This window comes from Bacteroides sp. AF34-31BH, from assembly GCF_003602795.1.
Lineage (GTDB): Bacteria > Bacteroidota > Bacteroidia > Bacteroidales > Bacteroidaceae > Bacteroides > Bacteroides uniformis.
The window spans coordinates 35566-54581 of the sequence record NZ_QTLV01000012.1; the positions used below are offsets into that span (position 1 = coordinate 35566).

The window sequence follows — 19016 nt, forward strand, 5'->3', positions numbered from 1 at the left end:
CATTAAAACTTTTCGGGTCTTATCAGCACATAAGTCAGATACCCGAACATTACAATACCTAATACAAATAAAGCTGTGTACATAATTCTCTCTTTTAAATCTTCTCAAACCAATCTACGCATTTCCAGAAAAGCCAAAAGGCGAACAAACCGCTCAATAGGCAAAAAATAAATGATACTGTTATTCCCATGTTTTTACCTTTTAAAATGTTACTACATATTTTTGTCTGCCAGGAATGTGCCAAATATGTGCCAAAAAGAGCGCATATACCATACACCATTAATTATCAACAGAATACATACTAAACAAGTATAAAAAGAAACAGGTTGCACCCTTTCAAAATGAAAAGGTGCAACCTGTTTTGATATGTTTTAGCCCATAGGCACTTTCTGCTTCTAAGCCTGTTTCAAGAATAATCTTGCCACGGTCCTATATCGAAGGTACCTCAGTCGTATACTGAGCCCCCTATTATAGATCTGAGATCTTGTATTCCTCAATCTTCCGATACAACGTCGTCAAACCTATTTTCAATAACCGGGCTGCTTCTGTCTTATTCCCCTTTGTATACTCCAGTACACGGGCAATGTGCCGGCGTTCCATAGCTGAAAGTTCAAAACTGCCGGGACTTGAATCATTGGAGTGTTCATAATGGGCATTCTGAATATCAAACGGCAAATCAGCAATGTCCAGATATCCGCTCTCGCAAACAATCATACTGCGTTCTATCACGTTACGTAATTCACGAATATTTCCCTTCCACGGTTGGGAGTCCAATGCTTCAAGAAATGCGGGAGCTATTTCAACCACCGGACGCGCCAGCTGTTCCGCAAAACTCTTTATAAAAGCCTTCGCCAACAGCCGGATATCACCTGCACGTTCGCGCAATGGCGGCAGATGTATCTGAAATACGCTTAATCTATAAAACAAATCCTCGCGGAAACGTCCGGCAACAATCTCCTGAGACAAGTTGCGGTTCGTAGCGGCAATGATGCGGACATTGACACGGGTAGGTTTCGTATCACCTATCTTAATATACTCACCGGTTTCAAGAATACGCAGCAACTTGGCTTGCAGTTCAAACGCCATCTCACCGATTTCATCCAAAAAAATAGTCCCATTATTCGCTTCCTCGAACAGTCCCTTCTTATCCTTCAATGCGCCGGTAAACGAACCGGCTTTATGACCGAACATTTCACTTTCCAGCAACTCCTTGCTGAACGAAGAACAGTTAACCGCTACAAAATTCTGCCGTGCACGCTTACTACTGTAGTGGATGGCCTGGGCAAATACCTCCTTACCCGTGCCCGTTTCTCCAGTCAACAGTACAGGAACATCAGTCCCTGACACCTTCTGAGCTAATGAAACAGCATCCTTCAGGACTTTGGATTCTCCCAGGATAGAATCAAAAGAGTACGTCTGTCCCACCTTCTTCTCCAGTTTTTCCAACCGCACATTCATACGCGCTTTCTCTACAGCACGGCTTATCAGAGGAATAATCTTGTTATTATCGTCTCCCTTGGTGATGTAGTCGAAAGCACCGTTCTTGATGGCCTGCACCCCATCGGGAATATTGCCGTGCGCTGTCAGCAGAATAACTTCCACATTGGGTGCCGCCTTCTTGATAGCCAACACCAGGTCTACCCCATTTCCATCGGGCAGAAACACATCACACAAAACTACATCGGGATTTTGGAGTTCCAGTTGCTTCAGGGCAGCCCTGCAATCACCAGCCTGACAGACGTCATATCCCTCCAACTCCATCATCCGTGTCAGAAGGGTACGGATTTGTACCTCATCATCAATGATTAGAATCTTACTCATATCTATTCGATAAGTTTTTAAACTGATAACGGTAAAAAACAGGGTGTGCAAATATAGGCTTTTCCCAAATACCAACGGCATATCTTTTGAACTTTTATAGGTGAAGGGGCAAGAGCCTGCCACCAACCGGGATATGAATATCCCACCACAGCAATGCCACAGCGGCATTATGCAGGCCTAGTCCCAGTGAAAGCCCCTCATGCCTCCCCCTTCCATTTTGGAAAGAGGCCACCTGAAATGAAAAGCCGGAAGGAAGAACATCCGGATGAATGCAATTATGAAACTGTTAAAAAAGAAACAAGAAATGAAAGTTTGTAAATTCGGCGGAACTTCCGTCGGCACCGTAGAGAGAATGAAACATGTAGCAACACTCATTAAAGATGCAACACCCAAGATTGTGGTACTGTCTGCCACTGCAGGCACCACCAACCATCTGGAGGAGATTGCCGCCAACTTGTTCAACCGTGAAATAGAACAAGCTCACGACCGTATCACCCGGCTGGAATTCCAATTCATCGAATTTGCCAATGGGTTGCTGACCGACGAGAAACTGAAACGGGAAGCAATAGATTATATCCTCGACCGCTTCCAGCAACTTTGGAAATTTACCAAAGATTCCTTCACCTCTGTCGAAGAGAAGGAAGTGCTGGCACAAGGCGAACTTATCAGTACCGCCCTAATGCACTTCTACCTGCGCGAGCTGAAAGTTCCCAATGTACTGCTTTGTGCATTCGACTTCATGCGTATCGGCCCCGACAACGAACCCGACTTGGAATATATAGAACAGAAACTCCGAGAACAGCTTGCCTGCCATCCCGGCATCAATCTCTTCATCACTCAGGGTTTCATCTGCAAGAATGCCTATAACGAAACAGATAACCTGAAACGCGGCGGCAGTGATTACACTGCTTCCCTCATTGGCACCGCCCTCCAAGCAGACGAGATACAAATATGGACGGACATAGATGGCATGCACAACAATGATCCGCGCGAGGTGTCAGGTACCCGCCCCGTGAAACGCCTCAGCTTCAACGAAGCCGAACAACTGGCCTTCTATGGTGCCAAGATACTGCATCCCTTCTGTATCGCCCCGGCACGCCTAAGGAATATTCCCGTCCGGTTGCTTAACTCTATGGAACCGTCGGCAGAAGGCACGCTAATTTCCAACCTGCAGGACGACAATATCATCAAGGCCATAGCCGCCAAGGACCACATCATATACATAAAGTTCGAATCGAACCATAATCTGTGTCCCTATCTGTTCATCAGCAAGATTTTCGACATTTTTGCCAAGTACCGTACCCCCCTCTGCCTGCTGGTATCTTCCAATCTGGACGTATCTGTGGCTATAGACGACTGCACTCGTTTATCGAACATCATCTCCGAACTACGCCAATATGCCCATGTATTGGTAGAAGACCGCATGACCATCGTCTCCGTGGTGGGCAACATGCAATGGGAATATGCCGGATTTGAGGCAAAGATTATGGAGGCGCTAAAGGACATCCCCCTACGGATGATTTCATATGGCAGCAGCAATAATGATGTGGCATTCGTCATTAAGAATACAGACAAAAAAAGGGCTTTACAAGCCCTAAATGATAAGTTATTCCAACCGGAATATGCAGAACGGAACTAAAAGAAATGGTTCCGTATCTCCTTCGCGATGTAACGGCCCATCAGCTCCTGCCCCGGTTTGTCGGGATGCAACCCGTCGCGCAGATAGCGCCCGCTACCGGAAGGCTGCTCAAACTTTTCGGTGATACCACAATTGGAGTAACAGTCTATCAGCTGCACGGAAAGCGCCCGGCACAACTCACGCAAGATGGCAATCTTCTGCAGATTCAGTGCATTGTGTTCGGGGTTGCCGGTCTGAATCGGCGTGCACACGAATACGCGGCATTGGGGATAATGCTCCAGAATGGTCTGAATGGACCAACGGGCACCGCCCGCCATGGTGTTGACATCTACTTCATCGAGCGTCTTCCCTTTAAGGGCCTCTTCGGCACTACCCAAGTTACGGTCATTCGTTCCCATAGAGAACACAAAGACATCGGGCGCAGGGTAAGCGCCACTTTCCACTTCGGCTATGAACTTCTGGATATGCACCTTTGACACGTTGTTGTGCCGCATCTGTAACTCATGCTTATCCTCCGTAACCTGCCAACCGCCGGAGATGCCGGCAAAAGCTTCGCTGCCATAATCCTGAGTATCGGGATGGCATGCCCATGTGGCAGAACCGACCGCCACGTTGTGATGTGTAGCGAATCCGAGTTTATCCACTACAGTCTTAGACCATTGTTCGCCTGCGGTAATGCTGTTTCCATCGCACCCGAAGTTCAGCTTGCTGAAGTCCGGATAAAGAGATTGCGCATGCAGCGCAATCCCCATCCAGACAAGAATCCCCAAAACCATCAATCTATTCATCTTCTTATGATAGAAAACCTATGAAAAACGTTCAATAATTTCCATGCACATACGTCCGTTGTGATACGGACATTTCCAGAATCCCGCCTTGTCATCATCGGTGTTCACCGTGCCGTCGGCACGCACGCTCCAATGCCATTCTCCGTACTTGTAGTCTACCAGATGCTGCTTGATGAAGTCCCAACATCGGAGAGCCTTCTGCATGGCCACTTCGTCATCAAAGTGCTGGTAGAGGTTGGCATGTCCCACTACGTTCTCGGCCTGCACCCACCAGTGGCGGTCAGTATCGGTCTTTCCTTTATCCAGAAAAGTCTCGTATATCATGCTGCCGTCGGGCGTCAATCCTTCATCGGCAGCGGCAGCGATGTATTCTACAAGTGGTTCCACTTTCTCCAGGAGGTCCTTATCGCCCAGAACAAGGGCAGCCTCGTGTATCAACCAGGAGGCTTCGATGTCGTGCCCATAGGAGACAATGCGGTATTTACTAACCCAATCATCATTGAAGAACAATTCCAGATGACCGGTCTTGATATTCAGAATCCGTTCCGTGAAAAGGCCTATCAAATTGCGCAGTTGCCTCTCCAGACGGGTATCCTTCCACACGCGGAAAAGATTGGTATAAGGTTCCAGAATATGCAGATGGGTATTCATCGTCTTGCGCTCGTTCTCATCCTTGGCGCTGAGGCGCATGTCGGCTATTTCTCCCCATTCGCGGGTCAAGGCTTCGCAATAACCGTTTTTCACGGGGTCGAAGCTATGCTCTTCGATGGTCTCGAACAAGCGGATGGCATATGCCAGCGCTTCATCATCGCCCGTGGCACGAGCATATTCACTCAGCCCGTAGATGGCGAACCCCAAAGCATAAATCTGCTTCTTGGTATCGAGCGGATTGCCTTTATAGTCGAGAGACCAGTAAACTCCACCAAATTCATTGTCATAGAAACGGTCGATAAGAGTACGTTTGGCACGCGTAGCCGTTTCCAGATACTCCGGCCTCTTCAGCAAGCGGTATGCAGCCGAGAAGGTCCACAAGATGCGGGCGTTCAGGATTGCCCCCTTTTCTGCTTCGGGCTTCACCTCCTCCCGGCCCGTGATACGGCCGTAGAAACCGCCGTTCACTTCATCCGTCATTCTATTTATCCAGAAGGGGAGGATATTGGAAACCAGCTCCTCCTCCATCTCCTGTTTCATCTTCTTGATATCCACAAGTTTTTGAGTTATGAGTTATAAGTTATGAGTTATTCTGCTAAAGGTTCTCACGGCGCTCTTTCAGGTCTGCATTGATGGCTGCCATACGCGTCTTATTCAATGGATAGATGAATACGACAACGATGGAAAGTGCGGCTATCGCAGCAGGAATAAAGCTCATCAGATACTTCAAGCCATCCAGCGCCTCGGGAGTCTGCACGGCATTCTCTGCGGTATTGTAACCGAAGAATGCCAACAGTGCCATTACTGCCCAGCCTGCAAATGCACCGCCAAACTTCTGCGCCATAGAACCGGAAGAGAATATCAGCCCCGTAGAGGATGTGCCATCCTTTTGCTCGGCATAGTCCGCCACATCCGCATACATGCTCCAAATCAACGGAGATACGATACCGGTGCAGATGGAGATAAGCACCTGGAAAATCATCATCAGCCACCATCCCAGCCCGTCATTCGGCACAAAGAAGAAGAGCACGCTGAGCACTACCAGGCACACGAGCGAAATGATATAAGTGGACTTCTTTCCAAACTTCATGGACAGAGGCACAGCCAGCGCCACACCAATCATATTACACACTTCACCCACCATCAGGAACAAGCCGGCATACAATACCAGATTGAACACCCCGAAATCGAGGAATGCATTGGCACTGATATAGTCCTTGAAGAAGTAGGCGGCAGTAGCTCCGCGTACCGTATTGAAGAAATTCGACAACAACGCCGCACCATTCAATATCCACCAAGGCGAATTGCGCACCAGTGACTTCACATCCTTACCGATGGATTCGGACGCCACACTCTTGACATGCTCGCGCGTCATGCTAAAGCAAAACAGAAAACCCAAAAAGCAGAGCGTGGCAATGCATACCATGGCATATTGCCAACTGGAAGCATTGCTATAGTCCATTGATTTAAACCAATTACACAATGGCTCCCATGCTCCCAAAGCGATAAAACTACCTCCGTATGCAAAAAACATACGGTAAGAAGAGAAAACCGTTTTTGTGTTCGAATCATCAGTCATTACTCCCAACATAGCCCCGTATGGTACATTGATTGCCGTATATACCGTCATCATCAAGATGTAAGTGACATAAGCCCATACCAGCTTACCCGTTGTCCCCATGTCGGGCGTTGTAAAAAGTAAAATCCCGGCAATGGCAAAAGGAGCTGCAATCCACAACAAATAAGGACGGTATTTACCCCAACGCGTATGAGTACGGTCTGCAATGACTCCCATCATCGGATCGGACACTGCATCCCAAATACGTGTCACCAGCATCAGCAATCCTGCATCAGCCAAGCTCAAGCCAAAAATATTCGAATAGAAGAACGGTAAGTAATAGGAGAATATTTTCCAGAACATAGAGGAAGACATATCCCCGAAACCATAACCGATTTTCTCTTTTAGTGTTGCCATAGTATGTTGTATTTTTATTATTTCATTATCTGCAAATTCTTGTCTATCAGCTTCTTCAACGTTTCTACCGAAGCTGATGAAGACAAGCCGTCAGCAGGCGTATTCATGCAATAGTCCACCAGCTTATCAATGGTAGAGGTAGCCACATGCATCCGCGTGTCGGAAGAAGCGTAGTAGATGAATACTGTTCCGTCTTCGTCGGCAATCCAGCCGTTGGTGAAAAGTACATTGCTTACGTCACCTATACGCTCCTCACCCTCGGGTACCATAAAGGCCCCACCGGGAGTGGCAATCAGTTTCGTCGGGTCTTCCAGGGAAGTCATGTACATATAGAGCACATAACGCAATCCGGCGGCACAACCGCGGACACCATGAGCCAGATGCAACCATCCTTTCGGAGTCTTGATGGGATGCGGACCTTCACCATTCTTCACCTCCTTGATGGTGTGATAGTAGCGCTGGTCGATAATCTTCTCTTCCTTCACCTCAGCATGGGTTATGTCGTCCACCAGCGCCCAGCCGATACCACCACCGCTGCCGGCATCAATAAAGCCATCCTGCGGACGGGTATAGAGGGCATATTTGCCATCTACAAACTCCGGGTGCAGCACTACGTTGCGTTGCTGGCTCTTGGTCTTCAGGTCGGGCAGGCGTTCCCAGTTCTTTAAATCCTTGGTGCGGGCAATGGCAGCTGTAGCCGTAGCCGAGGACAAATCACCGGCAGGCGCATTGTCGTCGTGGCGTTCGGCGCAGAAGATACCGTAAATCCAGCCGTCCTCATGAGCCGTGAGGCGCATGTCGTATACATTCGTTGCCGGAATCGCGTCTTCGGGCATGGTGATGGGATAATCCCAGAACCGGAAATTATCAATGCCGTTGGGACTCTCGGCTACGGCAAAGAACGACTTACGGTCAGCGCCCTCTACACGTACCACCATCAGATACTTGCCATTCCACTTAATGGCCCCCGAATTCATGGTCGCATTCATACCGATACGTTCCATCAGGTACGGGTTGGACTTCTCATCCAAATCATACCGCCAGAATACAGGTGTATGAGCAGCCGTCACTACCGGATATTTATAGCGGGTGAATATGCCATTGCCGTCTTCCACGGCCACATTCTTTCTCGTAATCAACTCTTCGTGTCTCTGAAAGAGCCTCTCTACCTTTTCTTTAAAAGCTTCCATGTCTGTTATATTGATTGTTTGTTTATTGATACAGATTTACATCAGCTGCAAACAGCGTCTTGGGATTGTTATAGAACTCCACAAAATCCTCCGCAGATGTCTGTCCCGGATAGGGGGCATAGTAATGGGTCACCTTTTCACGGGCATTGCGCCACACCAGCACATAGGCAAGCGGATATTTCTCCAACGCAGGCAGCAGAGTACCAGTCCACCATTTGGCATCGGGAATTCCTTCGTAACCGGTTTCGGTCACAGCAATCACCTTATTGTGTGCTTTCCCTACACTGTCGATAATGGAAAGTGCCCTATCCATCCCGGCAAGATAGGCATCCCGATCGAACTGATAGGTATCGAAACCGATAACGTCTATCAACTCATCGCCCGGATACTTCTTCAAATATTCCGTCGTGTCCTTGGGTTCCGTGCCCGGAGAGTAAGCATAAAGTGCATTGTCCACTCCTTTGGCCTGCAGAGTATCCACTGTCATGTGCCACAATGCCTTATACTCTTCAGGGGTACACAGTTTTTCGCCCCACCAGAACCAGCTGCCGCTGTGTTCGTGCCAGGGACGGAAAAGTACGGGTATCTTCACGCCGTCCGCCGTCTTCAACGAATGAAGGAAATCGGCCACTCCTCCCAACCAGCCGGCAAATTTCTGGTGATTCTCGCCACCAGGCAAGATGGACTTCACCACCGTCGTATCCGATACATCCCAGGCATCACCGCCCGTCTTGGGATTGCGCGCATGCCAACTGAGCGAAACCATGCCGCCCCGCTGATACTGATTGATTATCTCTTTCCTGATTTTATCGAAGGGAACCTTATCCAGATTGGCGGCATTCCCAAGTTCCAGCTCTCCCAAATCAAAGCTGATAACAGCCGGATAGTCGCCACACACGCTTTTCACATCCGAACGGCCTTCCTCACCTTCCCAGCCGATACCATATACCGTATCGTCATGATGGCCGAGCATGATACCTTTGGAAGGGATTTTTTTCAAGTTAGCCAGTAAGTTCTCCGTTTCCTGCGTACGCGCAGCAGCCGTCTCTTCATTCACACTCTGTTCTTTCTTGGAAGAACCGCAGGCGGTCAACAGACTTGCCGCCAGAATCATCATAGCAAATTTTACTTTTCTCATATCCATGTTTTTCAATCTGGTATTGTTATTGGTAACACTAATTCCTGGCACAAAGATAGCGGATTGCACCAAGAGAAAATGATACAATTTTATCCCTTTACTGTATTAAAAAGCAGAATATAAAAAACGTATCATCTAACTTTCACCGGAACGCGCTTCCGCGAGACAATTCCCCGTTCCACTTTCCGGCGTTCCAGCTTCACCGGTTCGCTTGTAAAATCGGGAACATTGTACGAGTAGACCAGACGGTCGTAATACTCCCAAGGATTTTCCTGAGGAAGCAGGAAAGGCTTGCCCACCACCCCATTCTCATCCATACTTGCCAGATACAGACGGGTATAAAGCCCATCTCCCCTGCGGCTACTGAACACAAACCATCGGGAGTTACTGCTCCAGTTATGGAAACTTTCCGTATCATCGCTGTTCACCTCCTTTATGGGACGCATACCGCCATCCTGCAAATCCAACAGCCATAAATCGGCTTCTTTATGCCAAATTGAGAAATTCCCGTAATCCGACAAAGTAAACATGATATACTCGCCATCGTACGAGGGCCTCGGGAAGGAGATGCTTTTCTTCATAGCTGCCGCATTGACCAGCGTATCTATCTTTTCGCCAAATGTCCCGTCTTCCGGATTGAAATCTATACTACACAAGCTATAACGTATTTCCTTATATTCCGCCGGTATCGGCTTGGCCTCCGCAGTACAGAAATACAGTTTGCGTCCGTCCGGTGAAAATACTGGAAAGGTTTCGAAGACTTCCTTCTTCTGAAGCAAGGGAGAGAGCAGTAATTCATGTGTCTCGGGATGATAGACCAGTACATCCGATTCCAAGTCGAGCACTTCCACACGCTCATCCTTCACCGCATGGAAAGACTGGCGCGTATTGTTGACAGAATAGGCAATATATTTGCCGTTTGGATGCCAATAAGGGTACACCCCCGCAGAGAGAGTGGAATCCGTTTTCGTATCCAGCATTTCGCGCTTCCCGTCTATCTGCATCAAGGTCCCTCCGTTCTTTCCACGGATATGCAGGCTCAGATGGTCCGGATTTGTTTTGTTGAAAGCATGACAATTCAGGCACATGCCCGGCACCATGGTATTCTCCAGCAAGGGACGCTCCTCGAACGAAGCAAGGTCACGCTCATAAATGCCCATCTTGCTATAAACTTCATATCCGGGAGCCAGCTTGCGGTATACCACCCCATAATCTATAGGATACGGACTGACATACATAGGAAAAGAGCGGTACTGTTTCCACTCGCCGTCTTTCCGGATACATACCGTAAACAGAAGGCTATCACCCTTGTTCTCCTCCAAAAGCTCTTGCCATGCATCTTGCGGAAATGATACTATTTTATCATTTACGTGCATCTCTCCGGACTTTCCTCCGGTCACGGTCACATCCACACGTTCGTACGCTCCACCAATACAATTGAAATTCATAGGAGCAATGGTTGCAGGAATAGTCACACCGATATAGTCGGGATAGATATCCGGCCATTCATCCACCCTTTCCGGGGAAGTCACCGGATTGCCGCAAGCGGCAAACCACCATGCAGCCATTATGCAAACAGCTATATTCTTCATCTTTTTCATTTTACTTTCTTAGTAGCAAATAATTCCAGTATGTACTGCCGAAACGCGCCTCCAACATCTGCCGGGCATTCTGCTGCGAGGTATATATCCGCGCAAATTCCGTTACATCCCGCACCACTTGGGGCGAAATGCTCCACGGCATACCCTGGAAGTTCTTGTGCGTCTGTGTCCATACATATATCAACGCCTCTTGATAGCTGCGGGGAATATGGTCGTAGCCGGCATGCTTACCCAGCGGATAGTACTTCATGAAACGTTCCAAATCACGTTGCTGCAGGACATAGGCCAGCATATACTCAAATGCCATCCGGTTCCGGTGGTTGTGCTGGTAAAGCAGCCCCAGCATGATGTCCGTTTCCTGGCTGCTGAACAAGAAGTCTTCCGTATAGCGTATCTGCCTTAACCAACCCCACTCCTTGTGGGCATTGATTTTTTCCTCATTATACAGATAGGTCATGGCATCCTCTGCCCAATCCCTGTAGAAGATTGTCTTCCTCAACAAACGCAGGTACTTGGCTGCCACTTCGTATTGCCCGTTTATCAGGTTCGTCTCTGCCAGACGCTTGAAGCAACGGCCACTCTTGTTGAAGTTAGGTATGGCCTCCATCGCCTCAAAAGTGAAACGCTGTGCCGTATTGACCATACCCAAATGATAGTATGCCTCACTGGTGGGCAACGGAGAAGTAAAATCACGCTGAAACTCCGGCAGCAGCCCTTCCGTCCCGTTCTGGTAAAACTCGAACATACGGTCGCCCATCTGTCCCGTCTTTCCCAAAGCAAGATTCAGGCAGGTCACGCCGAAAGGTGAAACCGGTGACTTCTCTTCTGCCTTTTCTATAATCTCCTGCCATTGTTTATTACGTACCAGCTGGTCATACTCCATCGCTTCCTCTTTATCCATATCGCAACCAGCCGCCACGTAGTAATAGCCGAACAATGTTACCGCCACCACTTGCAGAACTCCATAAAATACCGGCTTCTTCTTCAAAGCGGGCAAAGCGGACAGCAGGAAGGGGAGAACAACCAGTAATACGGCAAGCCCTATCTCTATCCAGGGAATCACTGCCGGGAAACGGTAATATCCTATACCACCCATCAGACGGTAAATGGGGAATTGTACCCACATGCTTGCCAATAGCGGACAGCCGATACCCCACAATCCTACACCCCAGAACACTCCGACACCACCCCAGAAATTCTTACCTTTAAGATTCAACCGGAACTCACGTACAGTCACCCAGCCCATAAAGATGAAGTGTGCCGCACCCGCTGTCCAGTAAAGCAGCGGAAGGACAATCAGAATGTACGCGACACGCTGCCACTTCCCCTTCAAATCCACATACCAGCAGGATGCTGACAATACCAGCAGTAGAGCCACCGCCAATGACAGCATCGCATTTTCATCACCCATGAAATGCCACAAGACAATGATGGGCAGAAAACTCAACGGATAATACACATCAGCCGCACCCTGCTCCTTCGCCAGTTTCCAAACCAACCGTTGCAACAACACGTACAAAAAAGCCAGAATACAAGCTCCCGCCCACACGTGATAATAGAACTGCGTCAGATACTCTGCGATATAATCGGCCAACCCACCGGGAACCACTATCCGTTCCCACCAGTAGTCGGCATCGAACAAGAAAAGCTGGAACTGCTCCTGATAGGAAATATGGGCCGGATATACGCTTCCCCAAAAGAGAAGCACCGCTACGCCAAAAAGTATCGACAACCCTATCTTCCAAGTCTTTTTCAGAAATAAGAACATTTACTATTTACAATTTATTATTTACAATTTGTTACTCTCTGTATGTCTTGTCATTTGAATTCCTCAGCCTTCAGTTGCCGGTTTATCCGCTTGATGGAAGAAGCATCAAAAGGAACGGGAGTAGCCGACAAATCGGGAATATTGTAGGATTTCAATGTCAAATCGTCTTTTTCAGGGTCCGACTGGGGTAGCACAAAAGGCTTATGCGCCTTCCCTTCAGCATCCAGATAGGCAAAATAAACCCGCCCGTACTGCCCGTCACCCCGCTTGCTGGCAAAGGCAAACCAACGGCTGCCTGACGACCAACTGTGATAAGTGTCCGAACGGCTGGAGTTGACCATTGGCAGGGAGTCGATGGCGCCCGTCTGCAAATCCATCAGCTGCAATTCCGTCTCCCGGTGCCAAATGGGAAATGTTCCATAATCAGCAACGGTATAAAGCAGGTAGCGTCCGTCCGGTGAGGCTTTCGGATGACACACGGAGCCTTTCTCCAGCCGGGCATTCCAAAGGGTATCCACGCGGTCACCCCATGCGCCGTGATTGGCATCGAACGCAATGCGGCAAAGCGAATAGCGTAATTGCTGTACGCTGTCCGGCAATGGCACAGTCGGAGCTGAGCAGTAATATATCCATTTCCCATCGGCAGAGAATGTGGGAAAAGTTTCCAATACGGTGGAATCCGCCGTAAGCGGAGATAGAATCATCCGGTTTCCGTCAAAATCGGCGACAGCCAAATCGGAGACGGTATCGTAAACTTCCAGACGGCGGTTACTTTCCGTATGGAACATGGGAATAATCACATTAGACGAGAACACACCATACCGCCCGTCAGGATGGAAATCCCCGTAGACAGCCGCAGATATCATCTGTTCATTCTTCAAGGCAAGCTTACGGAGCTTGCCGTCACGGTTCAGGACAGTCCCCCCTCCCTCACCCCGAAGATGGAACATCGAAAGGTTGCCACTATTTCCTCCGTGCACATGACAGTTCATGCACTTGCCGTCTGTCTGACTGTTATCCGCCAAAATACGCTCTTCGAAATTCTCAATACAACGTTCACGTATCTGCAAGGCATTCCATACCTCATAACCGGGCTCTATCAGACGGTAACTGACATAGGCGTCAAGCTTGTCCGCCACTACCTGCCATGCAAAGGAAGGATAGCGCAGCCAGCGGCCGTCGGTACGGGCAGTAACAACTACTTCCAAAGTATGTTCCTTCTCCGCTTCCAGCAATGCACGCCAAGCTTTCAAGGGGAATATCGCCTTGTTCCCGCGCGCATTTATCTCCAAGCTGTCCGATGCTCCCTTTACACTCACGCACACCGCATCCACCCCTTCATTTCGCACAAGGAAATTCAAAGGAGCCACATTGTAGGGAATGGTTACATCCTGATATTCCGGATAGAGCACCAATAACCGGTCTGCAGGCTGTACAGACTCCGGACGGGGACTGCAAGCATATAGGCAGTAGCACAGTAACAGCCCCACAACAACTTGTATATATTTCATATCTATGTTCATCATAAATCACTTCCCCTTTTTCATCGTAGCATAGTGGAAATAAAACCAATATGTTTTTCCGTATTTGGCTTGCAAAGGGGCACCATTACCATCGTTTGCCTCGTACAGCCGGGTATATTCACTGAATTCATCCAATACTTGAGGCGGTATATTCCATTTTTCCACTTCATCCAACGAAGCCTTTTTCCCGGCAAGATAGATAAGTAAACCTTCGGCATACAATCTGGAAGGAAACTTCTTTGCAGCAAACTCCCGATAATCTCCGGCGAAAGCCCCAATATCCTTATTCAGCAAATCAAAGCAGAGAAGGTAATCGCATGCCAACGTATTATCAGGATTGTTACGCAACAGATGACGAAGTGAAAGCGGAATGTCGGCAGAAGAGCGCAAAGTATCCGTTGCAGGCAACAACAACCGCTTCCGTTCCAGCCATTGGCAGACTTCGGCCGTCTGTTTTCCGGGAATACGCCGTCCTGCCCAATCACGGTAACACATTGTCTTTTGCAGGAGACGAAGATATTTCATAGCCGCCGCCTCATCACCGTTCACCAGGTTGATTTCCGCCAAACGCTTGACAGCTCTTGCTCCGGTATGATGCGGAGAAAAAATCATTCCCAGAATGGCAGCATGTTCAGCCATCGTCATATCTCCCAACGCAAACCAGACTTCATTGGCTGCATAAATAGTGAGGTAGGTAGAATGGGGAGCCACGGGCAGAAACAGCCCTTGCGAAGCCGGTTGATAACCATCCATCAGCCGGTCGGGAAGTCGGTCCTGCTGTGCATTCAGCAAATTATAATAATAGGCAGTGAACGGAGAGCGGTATTCACCCTCCGCCAACAGTTTCCGTACTTTTTCCGAACGGCCGAAATACATTTCCGAATCCAACGCCAAAAGATATTCTCGCCCTAAATCGGGCATATTGTACCATCGTGACGACCAATCGCCACAGCCAAACAGCCAATAGCCGGACAATACCGCCAATATGCTTACCGCTAAGCCCGACTTCCACGAACGTCGCATGCAGCTACGACACAACAACAAAACACCTCCGATACCGGTTAAAGCGATTGTGCCGGAAAGCGGATAACTCAATCCGCATTGCCTTCCTGCCTCCCAAGCCACCGCCAACACCGTAGGAATCCACGCCCAACGTCCCATGTACGGGACCAACAAACGGAACACCACCACTCCCCAAAGCAACAGCACGACAGCCATTATGGCCGGACCACCCCCTTCGTAATAAAAGAATTGAGTGAGGAAATCTCCTGACAGACGTGCCAGAGCCGCCGGATGCCGCAGATACCCGGCCAATGGTTCGGTGGCAAGCAAAAAGAGTTGTGTCTGCTCCCGATGGAACAGATGATAGGGCAATATCCGGAAGAAAAAAAGGAACAACGCCAAAGCGCCGATTCCTGCCGCTCCCCATTCAATGTATTTCCTTCTGCAAGCTTTCATCCAACAGTTTTTGTTGTTCTTCCGTCAAGGAGCCACGCACCATCTTCCGCATGAATATTCCCAACGTATTGTTTCCCTGCTCTTTCAAAAACAGAAAGTTCGTTTCCTGCTCCTGCATCCTCAGACTGTCACGTATCTGTATCAGATGCAGTGAATCTTTTCCGGTGGCATTCCGTAGTCCCGTCCGGATGAAATGGTAAGCCTCTTGCTTCTTTTCCCTCCCCTCTTTCCATTTCTGAAGGGCATCATTTTGCGGAGTGCCCGTTACCGAGCCGACAGAGTCGGCCTTCACATGTATGGTTCCCGGCTCCGTCACCACCAGCAGTTCCTGGATGTAGATACGCAGCAGATGGCGCAGACGCAACACCCTCATCTCCTCCCCTTGTCCGGAAAAAGAAAAAGAGGCATTGGTTATCTTTACAGAATCCACCCGCCCCGGCGCATTCTCCATCGGCACGAGGTATATCCATTCCCCGTCGTATTTCACCGACGGCAACGTTCCTTCAATCACATAATTCTGTCCGGAATTTCCACAACTTGCCCAAAGAAGGCAACTGATACAGAAAAGCAAGATACGTGTTTTCATCCTTATACATTAGAATTTCAACAAAGGTAGGCGTTTACCAACTGTCAGCCTAATATTCAATTAACCAAAGATAATATTTTTAATCAGAGATTTTCTTCACCGCCATACACTCCATTTCCACCAGCCACCCCGGGCGACAGACGGGAGCCAGCGTAATCACTCTCGGCGTATCGGGAAAACGCTTGTCAAACATCTCTTTCACTACAGCATAATCCGCAATATCACGCAGATAGACAATGATATGCCCTACATCTCCAAAGCCGCAGTCAGCTTCCTTCAGCAGAGCCTCCACATTCTCCCACATCCGTTCTGTCTGACGGCGTACATCTCCGGCATACATCACTTCCCCACGGTTGTTGATACTCGCCGTACCGGAAATGAGTACTTGCCGACGGTCGTCGTAATCCACCGCCGTTCCCCGTTCGAAACTGACTCCATACTCATAAGTGGGATTCAGGTGTGTGCGGGCATAGAGATATTTGATTTGTCCGGGCTTTAATCCCGCTACAGCAAAAGCATCAAGCATCACCAATGCTTTCGGGTCGGCATGACGCCCACCGATACCGGTACTGGCAATATAGTGCGTGTTCTCCGTCAGGTTCTGGGTGACGAACATCTCATTACGTGCCTTGACTACACCGGCATAATTGCAATCCACATTCTGCACAAATATCCAGGTACGCAGGCAATTGTCGGCCAGAGTACACCCTTCCTCCATCAGTTGCATGGCATAGTCGTTGAGCAAAAGACGCATCTGGTATTCCGAATTGGCGGCACGGTTGAAGCTGCCTCCCATCCAGAGCTGGCGGTAAACACCGTGTTTCACTTCATACAGTCCGTTCGGCAGCACTCGTGTCTGCACATCGGTCTGCAGATAGGCCCACAAAGCAATCTTGGTACCATCCAGCGGAGGCTGTTCCACCACAGACAGCGCGCAATCGGAGCTTTCTGCCGTAGCGGCAAGCAACAGTTCCGCTTGGTTGGCGGCATCACTCAGGAAGTATCTTTTAAAAACCGCCACGGCTCCGGACAGTTCTTTTTTCAGTAAAGCGGCATACGCATCCAACACGACATTCATCTGTTCACGATAGGTCTGTTTCGGGTCAGTGGCATGTATCATCACATGGTATTCCGTCACTCCGCCGGTCACAACAAATGCAGCCACTTCCGCCCTGCCTGAAGGATAAGAATATGATGTGTATTTCATATCATTAACAAGAGATTGTTTCAATCGCAAAGATAAGTTTTTTATCCGACAAGAAGTAGTGAAAATCGCAACTTTCGCTTGTTTTGTTCTTATAAAAAAGTTACTTTTATAGAAATCTATAAAATATACAGTTATTATGAGCGAAAATATTTATCCCATCGGCATCTACAACCTGAATTAATAGGAATCTATGTCAATCCGTAATGAGACTATAAACCGGCTTTCTCTTCCTTCACCCCTTCACCTTTCGCATTATTTCCCTATCGTTCAACCCTTTCCGGTGAAACTTCTTTTTTCCTTCTCACCACCTCGTATACGTTGCCGTACTTCGTATGCCGGCGTTTCAGTCCCGCCCGCAACAGCACCGAGCCGAACTGCACGGGATTGCTGCCACGCATCAGGGCGGGATGCGTTTTTTGCAACTCGTCAAAGATGTCGGCGGCAGTCAGGTCGATGCTCTTCTCTGCCGGAAGCGGGGCACGGAACAAGCTGCGAACCGCCTCCTCGGCAAGGCTGACACGATAGAAAGCCTCGTTGTGCCGTTGCAGTTCCTCCTCCTCCGACTTGGTGAACCAGCTGCGCCGTCCGGCAATGAGTTCCGCTTTCAGTTGGGCGAAAATCCGGTCGTGCTCTATGCCGGTGCAGTCGATGTCGTGCTTCACCTCGATGCAGAGGAAACGCCGGCTCCCCGTGGGGTCGGTCAGCAGGTCGAAGCGGTTGCTGGTGCCGATGAACGAGGCGATACGGGGCAGTTGCCTGAAGTTCTGCTGATAGGCCTTGCGGATGTTGAGCACCGACATCTGCATCAGGTTTTTCAGCAGCGGCATCTTGCTTTCGGCATACTTGTCGAACTCGTCCATATTGAGCAGCCCCATTTCCGCCAGCATCCTTTCGGCTTGTCCCTGCGAGGTCAGTTTCAGGTTGTCGGTGTAGTAGCGTGCCAGCACATCGGGCATCAAGGCACGGCAGAAGCTGGATTTCCGTCGTCCCTGTTCGCGGCTGACAAGCACGGGAGCCACGCTGTTGGCATGCAGCCCGGACACGCCCATCCATTGCGAGGCAAGTCCCAGCATCCAGGTATGGAATCCCCGCACCCAGTGGGGCCGAGAAGAGACGCGGCAGGCAAGCGCAGTCAGCCGGTCCTTGCCGTCCCAATCGGGCAGTTCGTCCATGTAGAGCAGGAAGGGATGGTAGGCAGGGATGTAAGTGGAATAGACGTATCGGTTCAAGTCCTTGTCCCAGCAAGGAATACCTTCGGCATGGGCTTCGATGCAGAAAGTGTTCAACTCGCGCTTGCCCACGGGGGTGAAGGCGGCAGAGCGTTGTCCGGCGGGGCGGAACTCGGTTTCATCCGTCAGCAGATTATAGCGAAAGTCGTAGCGCGAAGTGAGGAACTCCTCGATGTCGCCGCTCAGTGCAGTCACGGTGCTTGCGGCTTTCGCGCTCCGGCGGCGCTGCTCTTCCCGCTCCTTCCAGTTTCGGTCGGTCGTTTCTTTTTGTGCGTGTTTCAGCCTTTCGGAAAAGGCTATCAGTTGTCCCGCTTCCTTCAAGAGCCGGTGTTGCTGCAAAGTCATCAGTTTTTTCTTCATAAATATTTTTTATTAAAATGATTATTGGGAGGTTTCGAGGAAGGGAATCATCCTTTCTTTCCTCTCGCCTCTTCGCCAAAGT

General features: G+C 49.3%; 15 protein-coding genes. 1 reads left to right on the top strand and 14 read right to left on the bottom strand.

Annotated features, from left to right (window positions below):
* Window positions 1-2: 2 nt before the first annotated feature.
* Together kdpF and DWZ67_RS16010 are read right to left on the bottom strand one after the other, a co-directional pair.
* Complete coding sequence (gene kdpF, locus DWZ67_RS20675; protein ID WP_055305132.1) at window positions 3-83, bottom strand: K(+)-transporting ATPase subunit F; 81 nt, start codon at window positions 81-83, stop codon at window positions 3-5.
* Window positions 84-468: 385 nt separating this feature from the next.
* On the bottom strand, window positions 469-1821 hold the full coding sequence (locus DWZ67_RS16010) for a sigma-54-dependent transcriptional regulator (protein WP_008662930.1): 1353 nt from the start codon (window positions 1819-1821) through the stop codon (window positions 469-471).
* Between the two features lie 304 nt (window positions 1822-2125).
* Between DWZ67_RS16010 and DWZ67_RS16015 the strand changes: the two genes are divergently transcribed.
* Window positions 2126-3460 (top strand): aspartate kinase, encoded by a 1335-nt coding sequence (locus tag DWZ67_RS16015; protein ID WP_008662927.1) that lies wholly within the window; start codon window positions 2126-2128, stop codon window positions 3458-3460.
* Here DWZ67_RS16015 and DWZ67_RS16020 read toward each other — a convergent pair.
* The 12 genes from DWZ67_RS16020 to DWZ67_RS16075 form a co-directional block, all read right to left on the bottom strand.
* Window positions 3457-4248, bottom strand: coding sequence for an SGNH/GDSL hydrolase family protein (locus DWZ67_RS16020; RefSeq protein WP_005824695.1), 792 nt, complete (start codon window positions 4246-4248; stop codon window positions 3457-3459). The genes DWZ67_RS16015 and DWZ67_RS16020 overlap by 4 nt on opposite strands.
* Before the next feature lie 18 nt (window positions 4249-4266).
* Window positions 4267-5454, bottom strand: a complete 1188-nt coding sequence (locus tag DWZ67_RS16025) for an AGE family epimerase/isomerase (RefSeq protein WP_008662925.1) — start codon at window positions 5452-5454, stop codon at window positions 4267-4269.
* 40 nt (window positions 5455-5494) lie between these two features.
* Window positions 5495-6874, bottom strand: coding sequence for an MFS transporter (locus DWZ67_RS16030; protein ID WP_005824990.1), 1380 nt, complete (start codon window positions 6872-6874; stop codon window positions 5495-5497).
* 17 nt (window positions 6875-6891) lie between these two features.
* A complete protein-coding gene (locus tag DWZ67_RS16035) occupies window positions 6892-8064 on the bottom strand; it encodes a glycosidase (protein ID WP_005824991.1) in 1173 nt (390 codons plus the stop codon).
* Window positions 8065-8086: 22 nt separating this feature from the next.
* A complete protein-coding gene (locus tag DWZ67_RS16040) occupies window positions 8087-9202 on the bottom strand; it encodes a glycoside hydrolase family 26 protein (protein WP_005834842.1) in 1116 nt (371 codons plus the stop codon).
* Between the two features lie 131 nt (window positions 9203-9333).
* Window positions 9334-10794: a TolB family protein gene (locus DWZ67_RS16045; protein ID WP_394811638.1), complete on the bottom strand. Its 1461-nt coding sequence runs from the start codon at window positions 10792-10794 to the stop codon at window positions 9334-9336.
* A gap of 10 nt (window positions 10795-10804) precedes the next feature.
* The gene (locus DWZ67_RS16050) at window positions 10805-12571 is read right to left on the bottom strand and encodes a DUF6057 family protein (protein ID WP_120139300.1); all 1767 of its coding nucleotides are present in this window, start codon (window positions 12569-12571) and stop codon (window positions 10805-10807) included.
* A gap of 50 nt (window positions 12572-12621) precedes the next feature.
* On the bottom strand, window positions 12622-14097 hold the full coding sequence (locus tag DWZ67_RS16055) for a TolB family protein (protein WP_098031867.1): 1476 nt from the start codon (window positions 14095-14097) through the stop codon (window positions 12622-12624).
* 3 nt (window positions 14098-14100) lie between these two features.
* Entirely contained in the window at window positions 14101-15552 is a 1452-nt protein-coding gene (locus DWZ67_RS16060) for a DUF6057 family protein (protein ID WP_120139301.1), read from the bottom strand.
* Window positions 15524-16138, bottom strand: coding sequence for a DUF4369 domain-containing protein (locus tag DWZ67_RS16065; RefSeq protein WP_117969089.1), 615 nt, complete (start codon window positions 16136-16138; stop codon window positions 15524-15526). Before DWZ67_RS16065 ends, DWZ67_RS16060 begins: the two co-directional genes overlap by 29 nt.
* A 79-nt stretch (window positions 16139-16217) precedes the next feature.
* Window positions 16218-17345 (bottom strand): Rid family hydrolase, encoded by a 1128-nt coding sequence (locus DWZ67_RS16070; RefSeq protein ID WP_005834831.1) that lies wholly within the window; start codon window positions 17343-17345, stop codon window positions 16218-16220.
* Between the two features lie 260 nt (window positions 17346-17605).
* Complete coding sequence (locus DWZ67_RS16075; RefSeq protein WP_120139302.1) at window positions 17606-18934, bottom strand: VapE domain-containing protein; 1329 nt, start codon at window positions 18932-18934, stop codon at window positions 17606-17608.
* Window positions 18935-19016 lie beyond the last annotated feature (82 nt).

What these genes read in the sequence shown, in the direction of transcription:
- kdpF (WP_055305132.1), bottom strand. Translation starts at nt 83, where the DNA reads ATGTACACAGCTTTATTTGTATTAGGTATTGTAATGTTCGGGTATCTG.
- DWZ67_RS16010 (WP_008662930.1), bottom strand. Translation starts at nt 1,821, where the DNA reads ATGAGTAAGATTCTAATCATTGATGATGAGGTACAAATCCGTACCCTT.
- DWZ67_RS16015 (WP_008662927.1), top strand. Translation starts at nt 2,126, where the DNA reads ATGAAAGTTTGTAAATTCGGCGGAACTTCCGTCGGCACCGTAGAGAGA.
- DWZ67_RS16020 (WP_005824695.1), bottom strand. Translation starts at nt 4,248, where the DNA reads ATGAATAGATTGATGGTTTTGGGGATTCTTGTCTGGATGGGGATTGCG.
- DWZ67_RS16030 (WP_005824990.1), bottom strand. Translation starts at nt 6,874, where the DNA reads ATGGCAACACTAAAAGAGAAAATCGGTTATGGTTTCGGGGATATGTCT.
- DWZ67_RS16035 (WP_005824991.1), bottom strand. Translation starts at nt 8,064, where the DNA reads ATGGAAGCTTTTAAAGAAAAGGTAGAGAGGCTCTTTCAGAGACACGAA.
- DWZ67_RS16040 (WP_005834842.1), bottom strand. Translation starts at nt 9,202, where the DNA reads ATGAGAAAAGTAAAATTTGCTATGATGATTCTGGCGGCAAGTCTGTTG.
- DWZ67_RS16045 (WP_394811638.1), bottom strand. Translation starts at nt 10,794, where the DNA reads ATGAAGAATATAGCTGTTTGCATAATGGCTGCATGGTGGTTTGCCGCT.
- DWZ67_RS16050 (WP_120139300.1), bottom strand. Translation starts at nt 12,571, where the DNA reads ATGTTCTTATTTCTGAAAAAGACTTGGAAGATAGGGTTGTCGATACTT.
- DWZ67_RS16055 (WP_098031867.1), bottom strand. Translation starts at nt 14,097, where the DNA reads ATGATGAACATAGATATGAAATATATACAAGTTGTTGTGGGGCTGTTA.
- DWZ67_RS16060 (WP_120139301.1), bottom strand. Translation starts at nt 15,552, where the DNA reads ATGAAAGCTTGCAGAAGGAAATACATTGAATGGGGAGCGGCAGGAATC.
- DWZ67_RS16065 (WP_117969089.1), bottom strand. Translation starts at nt 16,138, where the DNA reads ATGAAAACACGTATCTTGCTTTTCTGTATCAGTTGCCTTCTTTGGGCA.
- DWZ67_RS16070 (WP_005834831.1), bottom strand. Translation starts at nt 17,345, where the DNA reads ATGAAATACACATCATATTCTTATCCTTCAGGCAGGGCGGAAGTGGCT.
- DWZ67_RS16075 (WP_120139302.1), bottom strand. Translation starts at nt 18,934, where the DNA reads ATGAAGAAAAAACTGATGACTTTGCAGCAACACCGGCTCTTGAAGGAA.